Genomic DNA, 19096 nt, shown 5'->3' on the forward strand with positions numbered 1-19096 from the left:
CCGAGCAAGCAATTGTATCGGCGTGCTTTGGACGATCTCCCGCCACCCGTCTGGGTGAGCGGGATTTTCGTGTGGGATGGCTCCGGTTGTGGCTCGAGAGCGGCACACATTGTCCCTTACGTCTCTAGGAGTTCTCATCAGCGCTGAAGCTCGGATCAATGAACGTATCCGTGTCCCTGAAGTTCGCCTCGTCGGCCCCTCCGGCGAGCAGGTGGGCATTGTCCGCACGGACGACGCCCGCAAGTTGGCGTATGAGGCGGACCTCGACTTGGTTGAGGTAGCCCCGAACGCGAAGCCGCCCGTGGCCAAAATTATGGACTACGGCAAGTTCAAGTACGAGCAGGATCAGAAGGCCCGCGAGGCCCGCAAGAACCAGCAGCAGACCGTGGTCAAGGAACAGAAGTTCCGCCCCAAGATCGATGAGCACGACTACCAGACCAAGAAGGGCAATGTAGAGCGCTTCCTGGAGAAGGGCAACAAGGTCAAGGTCACCATCATGTTCCGCGGCCGCGAGCAGGCCCGCCCCGAGCTGGGCTACCGCCTGCTGGAGCGCCTCGCCGAGGACGTCGGGGATCTCGGCGTCGTCGAGTCCCGCCCGAAGCAGGACGGACGAAACATGACGATGGTCTTCGGACCGGCTCGCAAGGGCAAAAAGTAGTTCCAACAATCGACACTCTGAAGGGCTTTCACCATGAAGCAGAAGACCCACAAGGGCACCGCAAAGCGCATCAAGGTCAACGGCAAGGGCAAGCTGCGCCGCGAGCAGGCTGGTAAGCGCCACCTGAACGAGAAGCTCTCCTCGAAGCGCCGCCGCAAGCTGTCCGGCTCCACCGACGTCGCCCGGGCTGACGTCAAGCGCGCAAAGCGCCTCCTCGGCATGTCTTAAGCACTGCCCGTTCAACCAACCGACTACGAGATACGACAAGGAAGTTTGACTCATGGCACGTGTGAAGCGTTCAGTCAATGCTAAGAAGAAGCGCCGCGCAATTCTCAAGTCCGCAAAGGGCTACCGCGGCCAGCGCTCCCGCCTGTACCGCAAGGCCAAGGAGCAGTGGCTGCACTCACAGACCTACGCGTACCGCGATCGCCGCAAGCGCAAGGGTGAGTTCCGCAAGCTGTGGATCCAGCGCATCAACGCCGCTGCTCGCATGAACGACATCACCTACAACCGCCTCATCCACGGCCTGAAGCTGGCTGAGGTCGAGGTCGACCGCAAGATCCTTGCCGATCTGGCCGTCAACGACTTCGCTGCGTTCTCCGCGATCTGCGAGGTTGCAAAGAACGCTCTGCCGGAGGACGTCAACGCTCCGAAGGCCGCCTAAGCACGTACTGCTTAGCGACGAGCTAACGCGCCCGCCCCGTTGCTATCGGGGCGGGCGCGTTTCGTTGTTGCTGGGGTGGTGTCCCTACCGCCGGCCACCAAGGACGGTGACGACGAGGTCGAGCCGGGAGCTGACGCCAAACAGCGTGAGCAGATGGGAGACCTGTTTTTTCACCGTCGACTCGGAGTAGTTGAGGCGTTTGGCAATGTCCGCGTTGCTCAACCCTTCGCACAGGAGGTCCAGGACGGCTACCTCCGTCTCAGAAATCCCAGCCGGCAGCTCCGCGCGCGCTGGAGCGGGTTGCTCTTCCTGCGGCGCGATGTAGCGCACGAGGTTGTTCATCGCTGCGGGGGACACCACCGTCCCGCCCGTCACGGCTTGCCGTACAGATAGGATGATCTCCTCCGGCGGCTGGCTCTTCAGGATGTAGCCGCGGCCTCCGTGCGCGAGGACATCGAGCATTGCGCGATCGTTCTCCAAGGACGTGATGGCAAGGAACGCGGGAGTGCGCGGCCGCTGCGCAAGGTGACGCAGCAGCGTGGCGCCGTCCATCTCCGGCATGTGCACGTCGGAAAGCACGATGTCCACCGCGTCGACGTCAATCTTCTCAAGCGCCTCAGCGCCGTTCGATGCTGTGCCGACGACGTGGATGTCGCTGGTGGTGTGAAAATACCGGGTGAGCACATCGCGGACGAGCGGATCGTCGTCCACGAGGAACACCCGGATTGGGGCCGTGGTCATCGGGACAGGGAGCTGGTTATTTGCACCAGAGCTTGCCCAGGGAACCACCGCATAGGTACATGTCTCCGACCACGCCCGCGGCGTACGGGGTGGCTGCGATGCTGCTAGTGGGCTGCTCCGCTGCCGAGGCGAGCGGCGCACCGGTCAGGACTGCAACGAGGGTGAGGGCACCGGCGGCGGTGCGTGCGAGCGTCTTCATATAAAGCCTCCGATCCAAAAAACGGTAACGCACCTATTATCCGCATTCTGCCGGGCGCTTCCAAGCGGAATCCTAAAGTGGGCCGAAAGAAGGAACGAAAGTTCCCTTTCGCTGGTCAGGGGAGGGTGAGTTCGTAGCGCCAGGTGCCGCCTTCTGTGTTCCACGTCAGCGTTCCGCCTTGGGACGCGACGAGGTCCCGTGCTTCCCTGAGCCCGATGCCAGTAGTCATGTGCGTGTCGCGTTGGCGGGCGGCGATGGTGTTTTGCACCGCCACCGTGACCCCGTGGTCGCCCCGCAGGGCCGCCACGATGATCGGGCAGGCGGGGTCACCGTACTTGAGGATGTTGGTGGCGAGCTCGCGGCACACCCGACGTACCGGTTCTAACTCGGCGTTCTTGAGCACCTCGCTGCTCAAGCCGGACTCCACGACGGTGAATCCGTGGCCTCGGAGGTCCTCTGCGAGCGCGGTGAACGCGTCTAAGACAGACACCTTGGGCGTGGGATCCTGCGTCTGCGGTGAATCATCGCCCCGCATGAACCGGATAAGGTCTCGGACCTCCTGCATGGAGCGCCGGGCGTCTGTGGCGATCAGCTGCGCGGCTTGTGCCACCTTCTCGTCACCGGACATCGCGAGCGCCTCGCTGCGCAGCACGACGGATGTCAGCGATGCGGCGACCGAACCGTGGAGGGCTAACACAGCGCGCTCCCGCTCCTCCTCGATGCGGTGCTGTAACCGTTCGGATTCCGCATGTCGGCGCTGCGCGGAGCGTCGCAGCGCCCACCCGGCGGTCCCCGCCAGCAGCATTTGGACTCCAAAAAGGAGGGCAGTGACTGGATCATCAAGTGCCCAGACGCCGTCTCCGAGTTCGGTTTGCGCCAGGTACCACAAGATGAGCCCCAGTAAACCCGCCTGCCAGTTGGGCAGGCGGGAGGCCAGCACCGCGGTAAGGGCGAGCAGCGCCAGGATGATAAACGGGCTGGAAAATTCCGGGTAGGACGCGGCGAACTGGGTCAGTACTGCGGCGGATACCGTTGCCGTCAGCGGCGTGATTCTTGCCGCCGCCGCAAACAGGAACATGGCCACCGCTACGCCGATACTGCCTGTCTCTGCTCCAGCCCCGGCAAGGCAGACGCCTACAACTCCCAATACCGCTAATACGCAGGCGGCGACTACCCAGTATCTGCGCCTGCCCCTGTGGATACGAGGGGGCGAAGACGCACGATCAGCTTCGAGGCGGGAAGACACGGCAATAGCGTAGCCACAACTGCACGTACGCTGTAGACATGCCATTGGATTTCCAACAACCGTTTACAGAGCGCACCCCTCGCGTGGTGAACGCCGGGAAGCTGAAGCGGGCGCAAGCTCGTCGTAAAGCACATGCATTCTTGGCGGAAGGGGAGAACGCAGTAGAGGCCGCAGTGGCTACGGGGGCCGCAACAGACCTCTTCGTTACAGAGGCGGCGGCGGAGCGGTTCGAAGAAATCGTGCGTGCCGCTGGTTACATGGATGTGTACACGCACGCGATCACGGACAAGGCGGCGGATGCGCTCGCGGACGCTGTGACCTCGACGGGCATTTTCGCGGTGTGCCGGCCGGTGTTGTGGACGGTGCCTAAGATTCTCAAGGGCCGTCCGCGTTTAGTGGCGGTGTGCGTGGAGACGAACGATCCGGGCAACGCTGGCACCATCATCCGCATCGCGGACGCACTTGGCGCCGATGCGGTAATTTTCGCCGGCGACACGGTTGACCCGGAGGCCCCAAAGGTGGTGCGGTCGACGGCGGGATCGCTCTTCCACATCCCCGTCGCTCGCGACCGCGACGCACGCCGCGTCATTGGGCAGCTCGAAGCCGCGGGGCTCTCCACGTTCGCCACCACCATGGACGGGGAGGTGAACCTGGCGCAGCCGGGGGAGGCGCTGCGTCAGCCCACCGCGTGGCTCTTTGGCAACGAGGCGCACGGGCTTGACAGCGACATCCTGGCGGTCGCGGACCACAGGGTATCTATCCCCATTCAGGGGAGCGCGGAATCTTTAAACTTGGCCACTGCTGCATCGATTTGCTTGTGGGAGTCCGCGAAGGCACTCGGGGAGGACTAGGCGACGGGCGAGGCGAGGCTGGTGTGGGGGGATACCGGCGCTGACGACGCTACGGGGTCAAGCTAGATCGCCTGGGAGCGCGCCCGCCGAGTCGGTTCGACCATCGCACCGAACATTCTGAACGATTTCTGGGTGTTTGCTGGGTGCGTCTGGCTTTGTCGTTGCCGCTTCACCGTTCCGCCCTCCCGCGGGCGCGGTCTGGCCGGGCAGGTAAACTAGTGCACGCTTTTGAACCGACACCGCTGCGTCCTTGACTTCGGCCGCAGCGCTCTTGTGGAAAGGTGCGGGTGAACACAAGCGTGGCCGATAACGCGAACCCAACTCCCGAAATTGAACTGACCGAGGACGCTCTCAACCGGGCAGCGGACGAGGCGATCGCCGCCTTCGAAGCCGCACCGGACCTCGCGGCGCTTGAAGACGCGCACCGCCTGCACCTGGGGGAAAAAGCCCCGATTCCGCAGGCGCGTCGCGCGCTCGGCTCCCTGCCGAAAGATCAGCGCAAGGATGCCGGCCGCCTGGTCAACATGGCCCGCGGCCGCGCCGAGAAGTCGTACGCCCAGCTTCGGGTGCAGCGCGAAGATGAGCACCGGGAGCAGCAGCTGCGCGAGGAGAAGGTGGATGTCACGCTGCCGACTGCTCGCGCGCAGGCAGGTGCGATGCACCCAATCACTACGCTGTCTGAAAACATTGCGGACATCTTCATCGGCATGGGGTGGGAGGTTGCCGAGGGCCCGGAGGTAGAGGCGGAGTACTTCAACTTCGACGCACTGAACTTCATCCCGGACCACCCCGCCCGCACGCTGCAAGACACGTTCTACGTAGGCGAAGAAGATTCCAAGCAGGTCATGCGCACGCACACGTCGCCGGTGCAGGTGCGCACGATGCTCGAGCGTGACGTGCCCATCTACATCGCCTGCCCGGGCCGGGTATTCCGCACGGACGAGCTGGATGCCACCCACACCCCGGTGTTCCACCAGGTGGAAGGCCTAGCCGTGGACAAGGGTTTGACCATGGCGCACCTCAAGGGCACGTTGGACCACCTTGCGCAGTCTCTTTTCGGCCCGGAGACCACAACGCGTATGCGCACCAACTACTTCCCCTTCACGGAGCCTTCCGCAGAGGTGGACGTGTGGTTCCCCAACAAGAAGGGAGGTGCCGGCTGGATCGAGTGGGGCGGCTGCGGAATGGTCAACCCCAACGTTCTTCGTGCCGTCGGCATCGACCCGGAGGTCTATTCCGGCTTCGCATTCGGCATGGGCCTAGAACGCACGCTGCAGTTCCGCAACGGTCTATCGGACATGCGCGACATGGTCGAAGGCGACGTCCGTTTCACCATCCCGTTCGGCGTGCAGGCATAAGGAGAACCAGCAATGCTCATTTCAAAGAATTGGATTGTCCGCCTGCTGCAGAATGCGGGTAACCAGGACTTCAACCCCACTGACGAGGAGTTGGACGCGGGTTTCGTGCGCGTCGGCTTCGAGACGGAGGGCTACGCACCATTACCCGAAGTTAAGGGCCCGCTCGTTGTTGGCCGCGTTATAGAGATCGAGGAGCTCACCGGGTTTAAGAAGCCCATCCGCTACTGCCAGGTGGATGTCGGCCACGCCAACGGGACCGGGGAGCCGCAGGGCATCATCTGCGGCGCCCGGAATTTCGCCGAGGGTGACCTTGTCATCGTCTCGCTCCCGGGCGCGGTGCTGCCCGGTGGCTTCGAGATCGCCGCGCGCAAGACGTACGACCACATCTCGAACGGCATGATGGCCTCCGCAGCAGAGCTCGGCCTGACCTCCAAGAGTGAAGGCATTATTACCCTCCACAGTGGCGCGGCGACGCCGGGTGACGACGCCCGAGAGATCCTCGGCTCGGACGACACCGTCTTCGACGTCAACGTGACCCCGGACCGTGGATACGCACTCTCGGCTCGTGGGCTGACCAGGGAGATCGCGTCCGCCTTCGACCTCAAGTTCACCGACGTCGCGGAGGACCCGTCCATCGCGGGCATCGACATCTCGAACGTCCCGGAGCCGCACGGGGAGACCATTCCGGTCACCGTTGACGAATCCACGAAGGCGCAGCGCTTTGGCGTGCGCACGGTCGAGGGCATCGACCCGAATGCCACCACGCCGTTCTGGATGCAGCGCGAACTCATGCTCTCTGGTGTGCGCTCCGTCAACGCCGCGACCGACGTGACGAACTACGTCATGCTGCTTACCGGCCAGCCCATGCACGCCTTCGACGCCGACACAATCGCCGGCGGCCTGCGCGTGCACAATGCGGAGGCCGGCCAGACATTCGAGACCCTCGACCACGTCGAGCGCACACTGACCGCCGAGGATGTGGTGATCAGCGACGACAACGGCATCCAGTCCCTCGCCGGTGTCATGGGCGGCACCACCTCCGAGATCTCCGACGAGACCGTCAACGTCCACTTTGAGGCCGCGACGTGGGACCCGCTGACGGTGGCACGCACCGCGCGCCGCCTCAAGCTGAGCTCTGAAGCTTCGCGGCGCTTCGAGCGTGGGGTGGACCCGCAGTTGGTGGAGATCGCGCTCGATATTGCCAGCTCACTGCTGATACAGATCGCAGGCGGCACCATCACAGCGGGCAGGACCCTCATCGGGGAAGCGGGCAAGCGCGAAGCCATCAGCATGCGCGCAACGAGGCCTGCCGAACTGATCGGTGTGGACTACTCGCGGGAGACCGTCGTTCGCCGTCTGCGAGAGATCGGCTGCGAGGTTACGGGCGACGGTGACGAGCTGCAGGTCACGCCGCCGACGTGGCGCACCGATATTTCGGTGCCGGTCGAGTTGGTTGAAGAGGTCGTGCGCCTGGAAGGGCTGGAAGCGATCCCGTCCATCTTGCCCACACCAAGCGGCGGACGCGGTTTGAGCCCGCTGCAGCGGCGTCGTCGAGCGGTCACCCACGCATTGGCCTACTCCGGTTACGCGGAGATCATTCCCACGCCCTTTATCGCGAACAACACGTTCGACACGTGGGGGTTGGAGGCGGATGACCCGCGCCGAAACACCGTGCAGGTGCGCAACCCGCTGGACGCGGACTACGGGATCCTTGGCACCACACTGCTGCCGTCGATGCTCGAGGCAGTGGGGCGAAACGTTGCCCGCGGACGTGGCGACCTGGCCATCTACTCGGTGGCGCAGACCTCGAAGAAGCGCGCGGACGTCTCCCCGTTGCCTGACGTCGCCCAGCGTCCCGCAGACGACGTCATCGCGGAACTCATCGAGTCCCTGCCCGAACAGCACCTGCACGCCGCGACCGTGGCGTGCGGAAACACGCAGCTCGCGGGCCCGTGGGGCGAGGGGCGCGCCTACGAGTGGTCCGACGCCATCGAGGCCGCCCAGGTAGTCGCCCGCGCGTGTGGCGTGGACCTGGAGGTGGAGGCGGCGGACTACCTGCCCTGGCACCCAGGCCGCTGCGCTGCGCTGACGGTTGATGGCGCTGTGGTTGGCCACGCGGGCGAGCTGCACCCGCAAGTTCTGGAAAAGCTCGGTCTGCCGGCGCGCACCTGCGCGATGGAGATCGATCTCACCGCTATCCCGCTCGCAGAGCGTCTGCCCGCACCGCGGTTGTCCGCCTTCCCACTTCTGAATCAGGACATCGCTCTCGTGGTTGACGAGACCGTGGGCGCGGAGGACGTGCGCTGCGCAGTGCAGGAGGGCGCGGGCGAGCTCGTCGAGGCAGTGACGCTTTTCGACGTCTACCGTTCCGCGTCCCTCGGGGAGGGGAAGAAATCGCTCGCCTTCGGCCTTGCTTTCCGCGCCCCGGACCGCACGCTGACGGAAGAGGAGGCGTCCAAGGCACGGCTGCATGCCGCGGAGTTGGCCAAGGAACGATTCGGCGCCGAAATGCGCGGATAAGGTTGCCGCAAAACTCACAGCATGAATAACTTCCAGAAGAGTGCATAACTGCTACACTCGCCGGTATGTCAGACGGCAAGGTAGTGAAGGTAGCAGTTGCGGGGGCCACCGGTTACGCGGGCGGCGAGATTCTCCGCCTGCTGCTGGGGCACCCGGCATACCTGGCCGGTCGGCTGCGCATCGGTGCGCTCACCGGGGCGTCCAACGCCGGCGAGACGGTAGGCGAGCTCATGCCACACCTGCCCGAACTAGCAGACCGCGTTATCGAGCCCACCTCCGTCGAAGTGCTTGAGGGCCACGACGTCGTTTTCCTGGGGCTGCCCCACGGGCACTCAGCCGAGATCGGCGCGGCGCTGGGCGAGGGGGTGACTGTCATCGACTGCGCCGCGGATTTCCGCTTGCGCGACGGTGAGGCGTGGCGGCGCTACTACGGTTCCGACCATGCCGGATCCTGGCCCTACGGGCTTCCTGAGCTGCCCGGTCACCGCGAAGACATCGCAGCGTCGAGCCGCATTGCCGTCCCGGGGTGCTTTCCCACCGGCGCGACGCTTGCGGCTTGGCCCGCGGTGCAAGCCGGCGTGGTTGTGCCTGATCTGACCGTTGTTGCCGTTACCGGGGTGTCTGGGGCTGGCAAGAAGGCCAAGGTGGACATGCTCGGGGCGGAAACAATGGGATCGCTGAAGGCCTACAGCGTTGCCGGCGCGCACCGGCATACGCCGGAGATCGCGCAAAACCTGCAAGAGGTCGCCCAGGCGCCGGTCGCGGTCACCTTCACGCCGATCTTGGCGCCGTTGCCGCGGGGCATCCTCACCACGGTAACCGCGCCGCTGGCGCCACATGCAGACCCTGCCGCGGTGCGGGAGGCCTACGAGGCCGCGTACGCGGAGGAGGCGTTCGTCCACCTGCTCCCGGCGGGGCAACAGCCACAGACACAGCACGTGGTCGGCTCGAATATGTGCCACCTGCAGGTGGAGGTTGATGAGCAGGCGCGAAAGGTCGTCGCCACCAGCGCCATCGACAACTTAACCAAAGGGACAGGGGGAGCGGCGGTGCAGTGCATGAACCTTGCCCTGGGGCTGGACGAGTGCGCAGGTTTGACACGAGCAGCGGTGGCTCCGTAACCGCCACCCGCATCGCACCATTTTCCTGCCTTCCCTTATTGAAAGGACCATCCAGCATGAGCACTACCGGTGTCACTGCACCCGAAGGATTCGTCGCTGCCGCGACCCGCGCGGGCATCAAACCGTCGGGCAACCCCGATCTCGCCGTTGTAGTAAACGAGGGCCCCGACTTCACTGCCGCGGGCGTGTTCACCCGCAACAAGGTGTGTGCCGCACCCGTGAAGGTGAGCCGCGGGGCGGTCGCAGGCGGGCAGCTGCAAGCCGTCGTTTTTAACTCCGGCAACGCCAACGCGTGCACGGGCCAGCAGGGCCTCAACGACGCGCGGACGATGCAGCGCCTTGCCGCGGACGGCGTCGGGACCGAGCCGTCGCTCGTGGCCGTGTGCTCGACCGGCATCATCGGCGACGTGCTCCCCATGGACAAGGTGGAGGGCGGAATCGCAGCCGTCGTCAAGCAGCTTGGCGACAACGGCGGGGACGCCGCGACCGCGATCATGACCACCGATACTGTGGCGAAGGAAGTGGTAGTCAAGGGCGATGGCTGGAAGTTAGGCGGCATGGGGAAGGGGGCCGGCATGATGGCGCCGTCGCTCGCCACGATGCTCGTGTGCCTGACCACCGATGCGAAGGTGGCACCCGATGCGCTGCAGGCGGCGCTGGAACGAGGGTGCGCGACCACGTTCGACACCCTGGACATCGACGGCTCGACATCGACCAACGACACCGTGATCGCGATGGCCAGCGGCGCTAGCGGGGTCACCCCAACGCAGCAGGAATTGGATGCGGCGGTGCTGGAGGCATGCGCCCAACTCGCCGCAAAGATGCAATCCGACGCTGAGGGAGTGACCAAGCGCGTCACAATCACCGTCACGGGGGCGGCGGATAACGCCCAGGCGCTTCGCGCAGCTCGCACGATCGGGCGAGACAATTTGGTCAAGACCGCGATGTTCGGATCCGACCCGAACTGGGGAAGGGTGCTGGCGGCAGTCGGCATGGCGGAGGCCGAGATGGACGCGGAAAACATCTCGGTGACGTTCAACGGGCAGACGGTGTGCGAACACTCAACCGGCGCACCCGGCGCGCGGGAGGTCGATCTCCGCGGCGCCGACATTGCGGTCGTGGTGGACCTGGGCACGGACGGGGAAGGGCGGGCGACCGTGCGCACCACTGACCTGTCGCACGCGTACGTCGAGATCAACTCGGCGTACACCAGTTAGGAGGTGGGTGAGATGATGCCGCATTTGAGCAACGAGCAGCGAGCCACCGTGCTGGCCGAGGCGCTGCCGTGGCTGCAGCACTACCGGGACAAGATTGTCGTGGTCAAGTACGGCGGTAACGCCATGATCGACGAGGACCTGAAGAACGCGTTCGCCGCGGACATGGTGTTCTTGCGCACCGTGGGGGCGAAGCCGGTCGTGGTCCACGGCGGCGGGCCCCAGATCAGCCAGATGCTGGCCCGCTTGGGCTTGGACGGCGGGGAGTTCGTCGGCGGGTTTAGGGTGACCACACCTGAAATCCTGGATGTTGTCCGCATGGTGCTCTTCGGCCAGGTGGGCCGGGACCTACTGGGCAAAATCAACTCGCACGGGCCGTACGCGGTGGGCACCTCGGGTGAGGACGCTGGCTTGTTCACGGCGAAGCGGCGCACTGTGGAGGTGGACGGCCGGATCCACGACATCGGGCTGGTGGGCACGATCACGGACGTTAACCCTGCCGCGGTGATGGACATCATCGAGGCAGGCCGGATTCCGGTGGTCTCCGGCATCGCCCCGGGCGACGACGGCGAGGTGTTCAACATCAACGCCGACGAGGCTGCGGGTGCGCTAGCGGCCGCTATCGGCGCCGAGCGCCTCGTCGTGCTCACCAACGTAGAAGGCCTGTACACGGACTGGCCCAACAAGGATTCGCTGCTGTCCAAGATCGAGGCGGCAGAGCTGGAGCGGATGCTGCCCGGCCTCGCCACCGGCATGATCCCCAAGATGGAGGCGTGCCTGACTGCGGTGCAGGGCGGGGTGAAGGCCGCGCACGTCATCGACGGCCGCGTCGCCCACTCCGTGCTGCTGGAGCTGCTCACCATGGGTGGCGTGGGCACCATGGTGCTGCCGGACGATTACGACCGCAGCCACTACCCGGACGGGATCATCTTTAGAAAGGACGACGCATGAGCGACTTCGTATCGCGCTGGTCTGGCGCGCTGTTAGACACCTATCCGGCGCCGCCGGTGGAGCTGGTCTCCGGCTCCGGGGCGACCGTCACCGACGCCGACGGCGCCGAGTACATCGACATGCTCGCCGGGATCGCCGTCAACGCACTCGGCCACGCGCATCCCGCCGTCGTCGAGGCGGTGAGCTCGCAGGTGGCGACGCTCGGCCACGTGTCCAACCTCTTCGGCTCCCGGCCGGTGGTCGAGGTGGCCGAGGCGCTGCGCGCACGGGTCGGCGACGACACCGCCCGCGTGTTCTTCTCCAACTCAGGTGCCGAGGCGAACGAGGCAGCGTTCAAACTTGCGCGGCTGACCGGCCGCCGGCGCATCCTGGCCGCCGAGCGCGGCTTCCACGGGCGCACCATGGGCTCGCTGGCGCTGACCGGCCAGCCTGACAAGCAGGCGCCGTTCGCGCCGCTACCCGCCGGCGTCGAGTTTTACCCCTACGGCGACATCCGCGCCCTGGAAGACCTCGTTCACCAGGACCCCGGGAACACTGCGGCCATTGTCCTCGAGCCGATCCAGGGCGAAACCGGGGTCATCCCCGCCCCCGAGGGCTTCCTCCACGCCGTGAGAGCGCTCTGCGACACCCACGGCATCCTCCTCGTCGTCGACGAGGTCCAAACCGGAGTAGGCCGCACCGGCGACTTCTTCGCCTTCCAGCACGAGGGGATCCTCCCGGACGTCATCACCATGGCAAAGGGGCTCGGCGGCGGGCTGCCCATCGGCGCCACGATCGCCCGCGGCAAGGCGGCCAACCTATTTACCCCGGGCAGCCACGGCACCACCTTCGGTGGCAACCCGGTGTCCTGCGCTGCGGCCGGGGCCGTGCTTCGCACCGTCGACGACGATTTCCTCGCTGAGGTGCGCCGGAAAGGGCAGGTGCTTATCGACGAAGCGTCGCACCTGCCCGGCGTGGAAGAGGTCCGCGGGCGCGGGCTGATGCTGGGGCTAGTTCTGGACGCGCCGGTGGCGAAGCTCGTCGTCAAGCATGGGCTCGCACACGGCCTGATTGTCAACGCCCCGGCCGACAACGTCATCCGCCTCACCCCGCCGCTGGTCATCAGCGACGGCGAAATCCGTCAGGCGATTGAACGCCTCGCCGAGGCAATCGCAGACGCCAAGGAAAGGAGCTAACCCATGGTCCGACATTTCCTCGCGGACGACGACCTGACACCGTCCGAACAAGCTGAGGTCCTCGCACTGGCCGCCGAGATGAAGCGGGAGCCGTCTGCGCGCCGGCCGCTCGAGGGGCCCAAGTCGGTCGCCGTGCTTTTTGACAAGACCTCCACGCGCACCCGCTTCTCGTTCGATGCCGGCATTGCGCAGCTCGGCGGGCACGCGATTGTGACCGAGACCGGGAACTCCCAGATGGGGGCGAAGGAAAGCTACCAGGACACTGGCGCGGTGCTGTCACGCTTCGTCGAAGCGATCGTGTGGCGCACCTACGCCCACCAGAACTTGTTGGATATGGCGGAGACGGCCACCGTCCCCATCGTCAACGCGCTTACCGACGACCTGCACCCGTGCCAGATTCTGGCGGACCTGCAGACAGTGGTGGAGAACTTCTGCCCGGAGGAGGGTTCCGCGGGGCTTCACGGGCTGAAGGCCGTCTACCTCGGCGACGGGGACAACAACATGGCCAATTCCTACCTCATCGGTTTCGCCACCGCGGGCATGGACATCTCGGTCATCGCGCCGGAAGGGTTCCACCCGCGCCCAGAGTTCGTTGAGCGGGCGCGGCGTCGCGCCGAGGAGACCGGCGCAACCGTCACGGTCACGCCCGACATTGCGGCCGTAGAAGGCGCGAACGTGGTGATCACGGATACGTGGGTCTCCATGGGCATGGAGAGCGACGGGAAGGACCGCCGGACCCCGTTTTTGCCGTATCAGGTGGATGCGGACCTGATGTCTCGCGCTGCGGAGGATGCCATATTCTTGCATTGCCTTCCCGCGTACCGCGGGAGCGAAGTGGCGGCGGATGTCATCGACGGGCCGCAGTCGCGCGTCTTCGATGAGGCGGAAAACCGCCTGCACGCCCAGAAAGCGTTGCTGGCCTGGCTTTTGGAGCACCAAGCATGACCCAACCCGTATCCCGCACTGCGCGGCAGGCAAGGATCCTCGAGCTGCTTGAGACGACCCGGGTGTCGTCGCAGGTGCAGCTATCGGAGTTGCTGCTGGACGAGGGCATCGACATCACGCAGGCCACGCTGTCGCGGGACTTGGACGAGCTGGGCGCCAAGAAGGTGCGGCCCCGCGCTGGCGGCCGTGCCTATTACACCGTCGGTTCCGAGGCGGAGTCGCTGGAGGCCGCACACTCCGGCCCGCGTGAAAAGCTGCGCCGGATGATTGAAGAGCTGGTTGTCTCCGTCGATTACTCGGGGCAAATCGCTGTCGTGCGAACCCCACCGGGGGCGGCCCAATACCTGGCCAGCTACATTGACCGCGTGGGCCTCGAACAAGTGGTGGGCTCCATCGCCGGCGACGACACGGTCTTCGTGCTGGCACGAGAACCGCTCACTGGCAAGGATCTCGCGCATCAGCTCTTCGGGCTGCAGGAGTCGCTCGGCGACTAAGCGCCGCAACACAACATAGTTTCTGATCTAAAGGAGAATTTTCAACATGACTAACCGTGTCGTGCTCGCGTACTCGGGCGGCCTGGACACCTCCGTGGCCATCCCTTACCTCGGTGAGATGACCGGGGGCGAAGTTATCGCAGTGTCGCTGGACCTAGGCCAGGGCGGCGAGGACATGGAGTCCGTCCGCCAGCGCGCTCTCGACTGCGGCGCTGTCGAGTCCATCGTGGTGGACGCCAAGGACGAGTTCGCCGAAGAGTACTGCCTGCCCACCATCAAGGCCAACGGCATGTACCAGGGTGAGTACCCGCTGGTCTCGGCTATTTCGCGCCCGTTGATTGTGAAGCACTTGGTGGAGGCCGGCCACAAGTACGGCGGCACCCACGTCGCCCACGGCTGCACCGGCAAGGGCAACGACCAGGTCCGCTTCGAAGTCGGCTTCCTCAACCAGGATCCGGATCTGGAGATCATCGCACCGGCCCGTGACTACGCCTGGACCCGTGACAAGGCCATCGAGTACGCCGAGGGCAAGGACCTGCCCATCGAGCAGTCCGCGGCATCCCCGTTCTCCATTGACCAAAACGTTTGGGGCCGCGCTGTCGAGACCGGCTTCCTGGAGGATCTGTGGAACCCACCGACAAAGGACCTGTACGCCTACACCGAGGACCCGGCGCTGGGCAACGCTCCTGACGAGGTCATCATCTCCTTCGAGGCCGGCAAGCCGGTGGCCATCGACGGCCGCAAGGTGACCGTCCTCGAAGCGATCGAGGAGATGAACCGCCGCGCAGGTGCCCAGGGCATCGGTCGCCTGGACATGGTGGAGGACCGCCTGGTGGGCATTAAGTCGCGCGAGGTGTACGAGGCACCCGGCGCCGTCGCGCTGATCACCGCGCACAAGGCGCTGGAGGACATCACCGTCGAGCGTGAGCTCGCGCGCTACAAGCGCCTCATCGACGCACGCTGGTCCGAGGAGGTCTACGACGGCCTCTGGTTCGGCCCCCTGAAGCGCTCCCTCGACGCGTTCATCGAGTCCACCCAGGAGCACGTCACCGGCGACATCCGCATGGTGCTGCACGCGGGCACCGCCACCGTGAACGGCCGCCGCTCCAACCACTCGCTGTACGACTTCAACCTGGCCACCTACGACACCGGCGACTCCTTCGACCAGACGCTGGCCAAGGGCTTCGTGCGCCTGCACGGCCTGTCCTCGCAGATTGCCAACAAGCGCGACCGCGAGGCTGGCACCTCCCAGGACAAGTAGGTCGAGCCGATGCAACAGCACAAGACCAACGAAGGTGCCCTGTGGGGCGGCCGTTTCTCCGGCGGCCCCTCTGAGGCGATGTTCGCACTTTCCGTGTCAACCCACTTCGACTGGGTGCTCGCGCCGTACGACGTCCTCGCATCAAAGGCGCATGCCAAGGTGCTGCATCGGGCTGGGTTGCTTAGCGACGACGACCTGACGGTCATGCTCGACGGCCTTGACCAGCTCGGCCGCGACGTGGCTGACGGCTCGTTCGGCCCGCTGCCGACGGACGAGGATGTCCATGGCGCTATGGAGCGCGGCCTGATCGAGCGTGTCGGCCCCGAGGTCGGCGGCAGGCTCCGCGCCGGCCGCTCCCGCAACGACCAGGTCGCAGCCATGTTCCGCATGTGGCTGCGCGATGCCCTCCGCGGCGTCGCGCAAGATGTGTGCGACCTGGTGGACGCGATTGCGGAGCAAGCAGAGGCCCACCCTGACGCGATCATGCCGGGCAAGACCCACTTCCAGGCGGCGCAGCCGATCCTCCTGGCGCACTCCCTGCTCGCCCACGCGCAGCCACTGCTGCGCGACCTTGAGCGCATCCAGGACGCCGACAAGCGCTTGGCGGTTTCGCCGTACGGCTCCGGAGCACTCGCCGGCTCGTCGCTTCACCTGGACCCAGAGGCCATCGCAGAGGAGCTGGGGTTCGACTCCGCCACGGACAACTCCCTCGACGGGACCGCGTCGCGCGATTTCGCGGCCGAAGCCGCCTATGTATTGGCTCAGATCGCCATCGACGTGTCCCGCTTTGCGGAGGAGATCATCGCGTGGTCCACTCCCGAGTTCGGCTACGTCACTCTCCACGACGCGTGGTCAACCGGGTCCTCCATCATGCCGCAGAAGAAGAACCCGGATGTGCCGGAGCTCGCCCGCGGCAAGGCCGGCCGCCTGATTGGAAACCTCGCGGGTTTGCTGGCCACGCTTAAGGCGATGCCTCTCGCGTACAACCGCGACCTGCAGGAGGACAAGGAGCCGCTGGTGGATTCTGTCACCCAGCTCTCCATCCTCCTCCCAGCGTTCACCGGCTTGGTTTCTACCTTGGTCTTCCATGAGGACCGCATGCGCGAGCTTGCCCCGGCCGGCTTCACGCTGGCGACGGACCTGGCCGAATGGATGGTCCGCCAGGGGGTGCCGTTCCGGGAGGCCCACGAAGCCTCGGGTGCGTGCGTGCGCATTGCGGAAGCCCGCGGCGTGGACCTGGTGGATCTCACCGACGAAGAACTGGCGAGCGTGGACGAGCGTCTTCGGCCCGAAGTACGCGAGGTGCTCACTGTCGACGGCGCAGTGGCTTCGCGCGACACGCGCGGTGGCACGGCGAAGCCGCGCGTGGAAGAGCAGCGCGAGCGGGTGCGTGCGGCGAACGCGGCCGCGCGGCAGTGGGCGACCACGCCGGTTCGTCCACAATAGGGTGCTGCGGGTCACGTCCAGGCACGTTGAGCGGGCGCGCGGCAGCTACGGGTACGATGCACAACCATGAGTCTGGATCCGAAGCTTCTCCAAATCCTTGCGTGCCCCAAGGACAAAGGCCCGCTGGAGTATGACCAGGAGCGGCAGCTGCTTGTGAACGAGCGCCTCGGCATCGCCTATCGCGTAGATGACGGCATACCCGTCCTGCTCATCGACGAAGCAGAGCCCTACACCCCGGCGAAGTAGACGACGAAGAAAGCGACAATGACTTCCACCAACATCATTGACGAGTTGACCTGGCGGGGGCTGATTAACCAGTCCACCGATCTGGACAGTTTGCGCGAAGCAACAGAACACCCGATTACGCTGTACTGCGGCTTCGATCCGACCGGTCCGTCGCTGCACGCTGGCCACCTCGTCCCACTCCTCATGCTGCGACGCTTTCAAGAAGCTGGCCACACCCCGATTGTGCTGGCCGGCGGTGCGACCGGCATGATCGGCGACCCGCGCGAGGTGGGGGAGCGCTCCATGAACTCCGAGGACACGGTGAAAGACTGGGCGGAGAGGATATCCGGCCAGCTCCAACGGTTTGTCCACTTCGACGGTGACAATGCCGCGAAGTTGGTCAACAACAACGACTGGACGAGCAAACTCGGCGCGATCGAATTTCTCCGAGACATCGGCAAGCACTTTTCCTTGTCCACCATGCTCGGCCGCGAGACGGTGAAGCGCCGCCTCGAAAACGACGGCATTTCCTACACGGAGTTTTCGTACATGCTGCTGCAGGCGAACGACTTCGTGCAGCTCCGCCGCGAGCACGACTGCATCCTCCAAATCGGTGGCGGGGATCAGTGGGGCAACCTCGTCGCTGGTGTGGACCTAAACCGCCGCATCGATGGCGCACAGACCCATGCGCTGACCGTGCCCCTAGTGACCGACGCCGACGGCAAGAAGTTCGGAAAATCCACCGGTGGCGGGTCGCTGTGGCTCGACCCGGAAATGACCAGCCCGTACACCTGGTACCAATACTTCGTCAACACCGCCGATGCGGATGTGATCCGCTACCTGCGGTGGTTTACCTTCCTGGACCAAGAGGAACTCGCGCGCCTCGAGGTGGAGGTTGAGGAACGTCCGTTTAAGCGCGAGGCCCAGCGTCGCCTGGCGCAGGAAATGACCGATCTGGTCCACGGCGTGGAAGCCCGTGAGGCCGTGGAACTTGCTTCCCAGGCACTGTTCGGCCGTGCGGAACTCGCGGATCTCGATGAAGCCACGCTTTCCGCGTCGCTCTCTGAGACTGACGTGTTTGAGTTTGCGTCTGCTGAGGAGACGACCATCGTCGATCTGCTCGTAGGTGCTGGCCTCGCGGATTCGAAGGGCGCAGCCCGCCGCTCCATCAAGGAAGGTGGCGCTTACGTGAACAACGTGCGCATTGAAGACGAGGCGTGGTCCCCGGCGGAGAGCGATTACCTCCACGGTGCGTGGCTGGTCCTGCGGCGAGGCAAGAAAAACTTCGCCGGAGCAAAACGCGTATAACGGCGCCAAAAACCCGGATTACACCCAGGCAGAAACCGTGTTCTGCCTGGGTGTTTGTGTTGGTTTAGGGTTCGTGGTTATATATCCATCCGTTGCTTCTGAGCGGCCCGAGCGGCTGATCAGGGGGAATGGTTAAACTACATAAGGTTACCGCGGGGTAAACGGTGGTTGAACGCGAGTTTGACTTCTGGTTTATGTTGTGTGTAGCTTGTAGCGAGGCTGCTTGACTGGCTGGGCTGTGATGGTCTGGTTGGTGGGTGTGCTGGTGTTGTTTGAGAACTCGATAGTGTGCCAATGTACTTTTGTTGCGTGGGTGTGTGTTACCTGCCCTTTGTGCACTGTGTGGTGGATGCCTGTTTTTGGGTGTGTGCCGGTGGTGGCGTGGTTGAATTCCATTGATGGATCGCGTCATCTTTTTTGGTTCAGTGCGCGTGTGGGGGTGTGGTTGACATGCTTTTCAACTCGCGTATTTTTTGATCGGCCCTGTTGTGCCCCGTCGGGTTGGGGTCGGTCGTTGTTGAACCTTGTAATTTTTGGAAATTGTGCCAGTTCAGCATCACTGCCTTTTTGGTGTGGTGGTGTTGGGTGGTTTGTTTTTGGTTGGGTTTCGGGCTTTTCACGGCCTTGTTTCTTGCTGAAACTTTTGTGGAGAGTTTGATCCTGGCTCAGGATGAACGCTGGCGGCGTGCTTAACACATGCAAGTCGAACGGAAAGGCCC

At 64.7% G+C, this 19096-nt stretch carries 19 protein-coding genes and 1 rRNA gene; 17 read left to right on the plus strand and 3 right to left on the minus strand.

The window, feature by feature from the left end; all coding sequences use genetic code 11:
• The first annotated feature begins 109 nt into the window (after positions 1 to 109).
• From infC to rplT, 3 genes are read left to right on the plus strand one after another with little or no spacing between them, the layout of a single operon-like run.
• Positions 110 to 658 (plus strand): translation initiation factor IF-3, encoded by a 549-nt coding sequence (infC, locus tag HF989_RS08870; protein WP_084768197.1) that lies wholly within the window; start codon positions 110 to 112, stop codon positions 656 to 658.
• A 33-nt stretch (positions 659 to 691) separates the two neighbouring features.
• The gene (gene rpmI / locus HF989_RS08875) at positions 692 to 886 is read left to right on the plus strand and encodes a 50S ribosomal protein L35 (RefSeq protein WP_038611384.1); all 195 of its coding nucleotides are present in this window, start codon (positions 692 to 694) and stop codon (positions 884 to 886) included.
• Between the two features lie 52 nt (positions 887 to 938).
• A complete protein-coding gene (gene rplT, locus HF989_RS08880) occupies positions 939 to 1322 on the plus strand; it encodes a 50S ribosomal protein L20 (protein WP_038611386.1) in 384 nt (127 codons plus the stop codon).
• An 84-nt stretch (positions 1323 to 1406) separates the two neighbouring features.
• On the opposite strand, the gene HF989_RS08885 is transcribed toward rplT, so the two are convergent.
• The 3 genes from HF989_RS08885 to HF989_RS08895 form a co-directional block, all read right to left on the minus strand.
• Positions 1407 to 2063: a response regulator gene (locus HF989_RS08885; RefSeq protein WP_168685773.1), complete on the minus strand. Its 657-nt coding sequence runs from the start codon at positions 2061 to 2063 to the stop codon at positions 1407 to 1409.
• A 16-nt stretch (positions 2064 to 2079) separates the two neighbouring features.
• Positions 2080 to 2262 carry a hypothetical protein gene (locus tag HF989_RS08890; RefSeq protein ID WP_168685775.1) on the minus strand — a complete coding sequence of 61 codons (183 nt, stop codon included), beginning with the start codon at positions 2260 to 2262 and terminating at the stop codon, positions 2080 to 2082.
• A 115-nt stretch (positions 2263 to 2377) separates the two neighbouring features.
• The gene (locus HF989_RS08895; RefSeq protein ID WP_168685776.1) at positions 2378 to 3340 is read right to left on the minus strand and encodes a sensor histidine kinase; all 963 of its coding nucleotides are present in this window, start codon (positions 3338 to 3340) and stop codon (positions 2378 to 2380) included.
• Positions 3341 to 3546: 206 nt separating this feature from the next.
• On the opposite strand from HF989_RS08895, the gene HF989_RS08900 reads away from it, so the two are divergent.
• From HF989_RS08900 to HF989_RS08965, 14 genes are all read left to right on the plus strand, one after another.
• The gene (locus HF989_RS08900; protein WP_168685777.1) at positions 3547 to 4359 is read left to right on the plus strand and encodes a TrmH family RNA methyltransferase; all 813 of its coding nucleotides are present in this window, start codon (positions 3547 to 3549) and stop codon (positions 4357 to 4359) included.
• 287 nt (positions 4360 to 4646) lie between these two features.
• Positions 4647 to 5717, plus strand: coding sequence for a phenylalanine--tRNA ligase subunit alpha (gene pheS, locus HF989_RS08905; protein ID WP_343033586.1), 1071 nt, complete (start codon positions 4647 to 4649; stop codon positions 5715 to 5717).
• A gap of 12 nt (positions 5718 to 5729) precedes the next feature.
• On the plus strand, positions 5730 to 8237 hold the full coding sequence (pheT, locus tag HF989_RS08910; RefSeq protein ID WP_168685778.1) for a phenylalanine--tRNA ligase subunit beta: 2508 nt from the start codon (positions 5730 to 5732) through the stop codon (positions 8235 to 8237).
• Positions 8238 to 8302: 65 nt separating this feature from the next.
• Positions 8303 to 9358 (plus strand): N-acetyl-gamma-glutamyl-phosphate reductase, encoded by a 1056-nt coding sequence (gene argC / locus HF989_RS08915; protein WP_168685779.1) that lies wholly within the window; start codon positions 8303 to 8305, stop codon positions 9356 to 9358.
• Between the two features lie 56 nt (positions 9359 to 9414).
• Positions 9415 to 10575 (plus strand): bifunctional glutamate N-acetyltransferase/amino-acid acetyltransferase ArgJ, encoded by a 1161-nt coding sequence (gene argJ, locus HF989_RS08920; RefSeq protein ID WP_168685780.1) that lies wholly within the window; start codon positions 9415 to 9417, stop codon positions 10573 to 10575.
• Positions 10576 to 10587: 12 nt separating this feature from the next.
• Positions 10588 to 11523: an acetylglutamate kinase gene (gene argB, locus HF989_RS08925; protein WP_168685781.1), complete on the plus strand. Its 936-nt coding sequence runs from the start codon at positions 10588 to 10590 to the stop codon at positions 11521 to 11523.
• A complete protein-coding gene (locus HF989_RS08930; protein ID WP_168685783.1) occupies positions 11520 to 12698 on the plus strand; it encodes an acetylornithine transaminase in 1179 nt (392 codons plus the stop codon). Before argB ends, HF989_RS08930 begins: the two co-directional genes overlap by 4 nt.
• A gap of 3 nt (positions 12699 to 12701) precedes the next feature.
• On the plus strand, positions 12702 to 13643 hold the full coding sequence (argF, locus tag HF989_RS08935; protein ID WP_168685785.1) for an ornithine carbamoyltransferase: 942 nt from the start codon (positions 12702 to 12704) through the stop codon (positions 13641 to 13643).
• On the plus strand, positions 13640 to 14137 hold the full coding sequence (locus tag HF989_RS08940) for an arginine repressor (protein ID WP_168685787.1): 498 nt from the start codon (positions 13640 to 13642) through the stop codon (positions 14135 to 14137). The genes argF and HF989_RS08940 overlap by 4 nt, the downstream gene beginning before the upstream one ends.
• Positions 14138 to 14183: 46 nt before the next feature.
• Entirely contained in the window at positions 14184 to 15398 is a 1215-nt protein-coding gene (locus tag HF989_RS08945; protein WP_168685789.1) for an argininosuccinate synthase, read from the plus strand.
• A 9-nt stretch (positions 15399 to 15407) separates the two neighbouring features.
• Complete coding sequence (gene argH, locus HF989_RS08950) at positions 15408 to 16844, plus strand: argininosuccinate lyase (RefSeq protein WP_168685790.1); 1437 nt, start codon at positions 15408 to 15410, stop codon at positions 16842 to 16844.
• A gap of 66 nt (positions 16845 to 16910) precedes the next feature.
• On the plus strand, positions 16911 to 17090 hold the full coding sequence (locus tag HF989_RS08955; RefSeq protein WP_168685792.1) for a Trm112 family protein: 180 nt from the start codon (positions 16911 to 16913) through the stop codon (positions 17088 to 17090).
• 18 nt (positions 17091 to 17108) lie between these two features.
• Complete coding sequence (gene tyrS, locus HF989_RS08960) at positions 17109 to 18377, plus strand: tyrosine--tRNA ligase (protein WP_168685794.1); 1269 nt, start codon at positions 17109 to 17111, stop codon at positions 18375 to 18377.
• 642 nt (positions 18378 to 19019) lie between these two features.
• Positions 19020 to 19096 (plus strand): 16S ribosomal RNA (locus tag HF989_RS08965); the annotation flags it as partial.

The organism is Corynebacterium mucifaciens, assembly GCF_012396315.1.
GTDB classification, from domain to species: domain Bacteria; phylum Actinomycetota; class Actinomycetes; order Mycobacteriales; family Mycobacteriaceae; genus Corynebacterium; species Corynebacterium mucifaciens.

Bases quoted from the DNA above. Each gene is read 5' to 3' on its own strand.
- rpmI (WP_038611384.1), top strand. From the start codon at position 692: ATGAAGCAGAAGACCCACAAGGGCACCGCAAAGCGCATCAAGGTCAAC.
- rplT (WP_038611386.1), top strand. From the start codon at position 939: ATGGCACGTGTGAAGCGTTCAGTCAATGCTAAGAAGAAGCGCCGCGCA.
- HF989_RS08885 (WP_168685773.1), bottom strand. From the start codon at position 2,063: ATGACCACGGCCCCAATCCGGGTGTTCCTCGTGGACGACGATCCGCTC.
- HF989_RS08890 (WP_168685775.1), bottom strand. From the start codon at position 2,262: ATGAAGACGCTCGCACGCACCGCCGCCGGTGCCCTCACCCTCGTTGCA.
- HF989_RS08895 (WP_168685776.1), bottom strand. From the start codon at position 3,340: ATGTTCCTGTTTGCGGCGGCGGCAAGAATCACGCCGCTGACGGCAACG.
- HF989_RS08900 (WP_168685777.1), top strand. From the start codon at position 3,547: ATGCCATTGGATTTCCAACAACCGTTTACAGAGCGCACCCCTCGCGTG.
- pheT (WP_168685778.1), top strand. From the start codon at position 5,730: ATGCTCATTTCAAAGAATTGGATTGTCCGCCTGCTGCAGAATGCGGGT.
- argC (WP_168685779.1), top strand. From the start codon at position 8,303: ATGTCAGACGGCAAGGTAGTGAAGGTAGCAGTTGCGGGGGCCACCGGT.
- argJ (WP_168685780.1), top strand. From the start codon at position 9,415: ATGAGCACTACCGGTGTCACTGCACCCGAAGGATTCGTCGCTGCCGCG.
- argB (WP_168685781.1), top strand. From the start codon at position 10,588: ATGATGCCGCATTTGAGCAACGAGCAGCGAGCCACCGTGCTGGCCGAG.
- HF989_RS08930 (WP_168685783.1), top strand. From the start codon at position 11,520: ATGAGCGACTTCGTATCGCGCTGGTCTGGCGCGCTGTTAGACACCTAT.
- argF (WP_168685785.1), top strand. From the start codon at position 12,702: ATGGTCCGACATTTCCTCGCGGACGACGACCTGACACCGTCCGAACAA.
- HF989_RS08940 (WP_168685787.1), top strand. From the start codon at position 13,640: ATGACCCAACCCGTATCCCGCACTGCGCGGCAGGCAAGGATCCTCGAG.
- HF989_RS08945 (WP_168685789.1), top strand. From the start codon at position 14,184: ATGACTAACCGTGTCGTGCTCGCGTACTCGGGCGGCCTGGACACCTCC.
- argH (WP_168685790.1), top strand. From the start codon at position 15,408: ATGCAACAGCACAAGACCAACGAAGGTGCCCTGTGGGGCGGCCGTTTC.
- HF989_RS08955 (WP_168685792.1), top strand. From the start codon at position 16,911: ATGAGTCTGGATCCGAAGCTTCTCCAAATCCTTGCGTGCCCCAAGGAC.
- tyrS (WP_168685794.1), top strand. From the start codon at position 17,109: ATGACTTCCACCAACATCATTGACGAGTTGACCTGGCGGGGGCTGATT.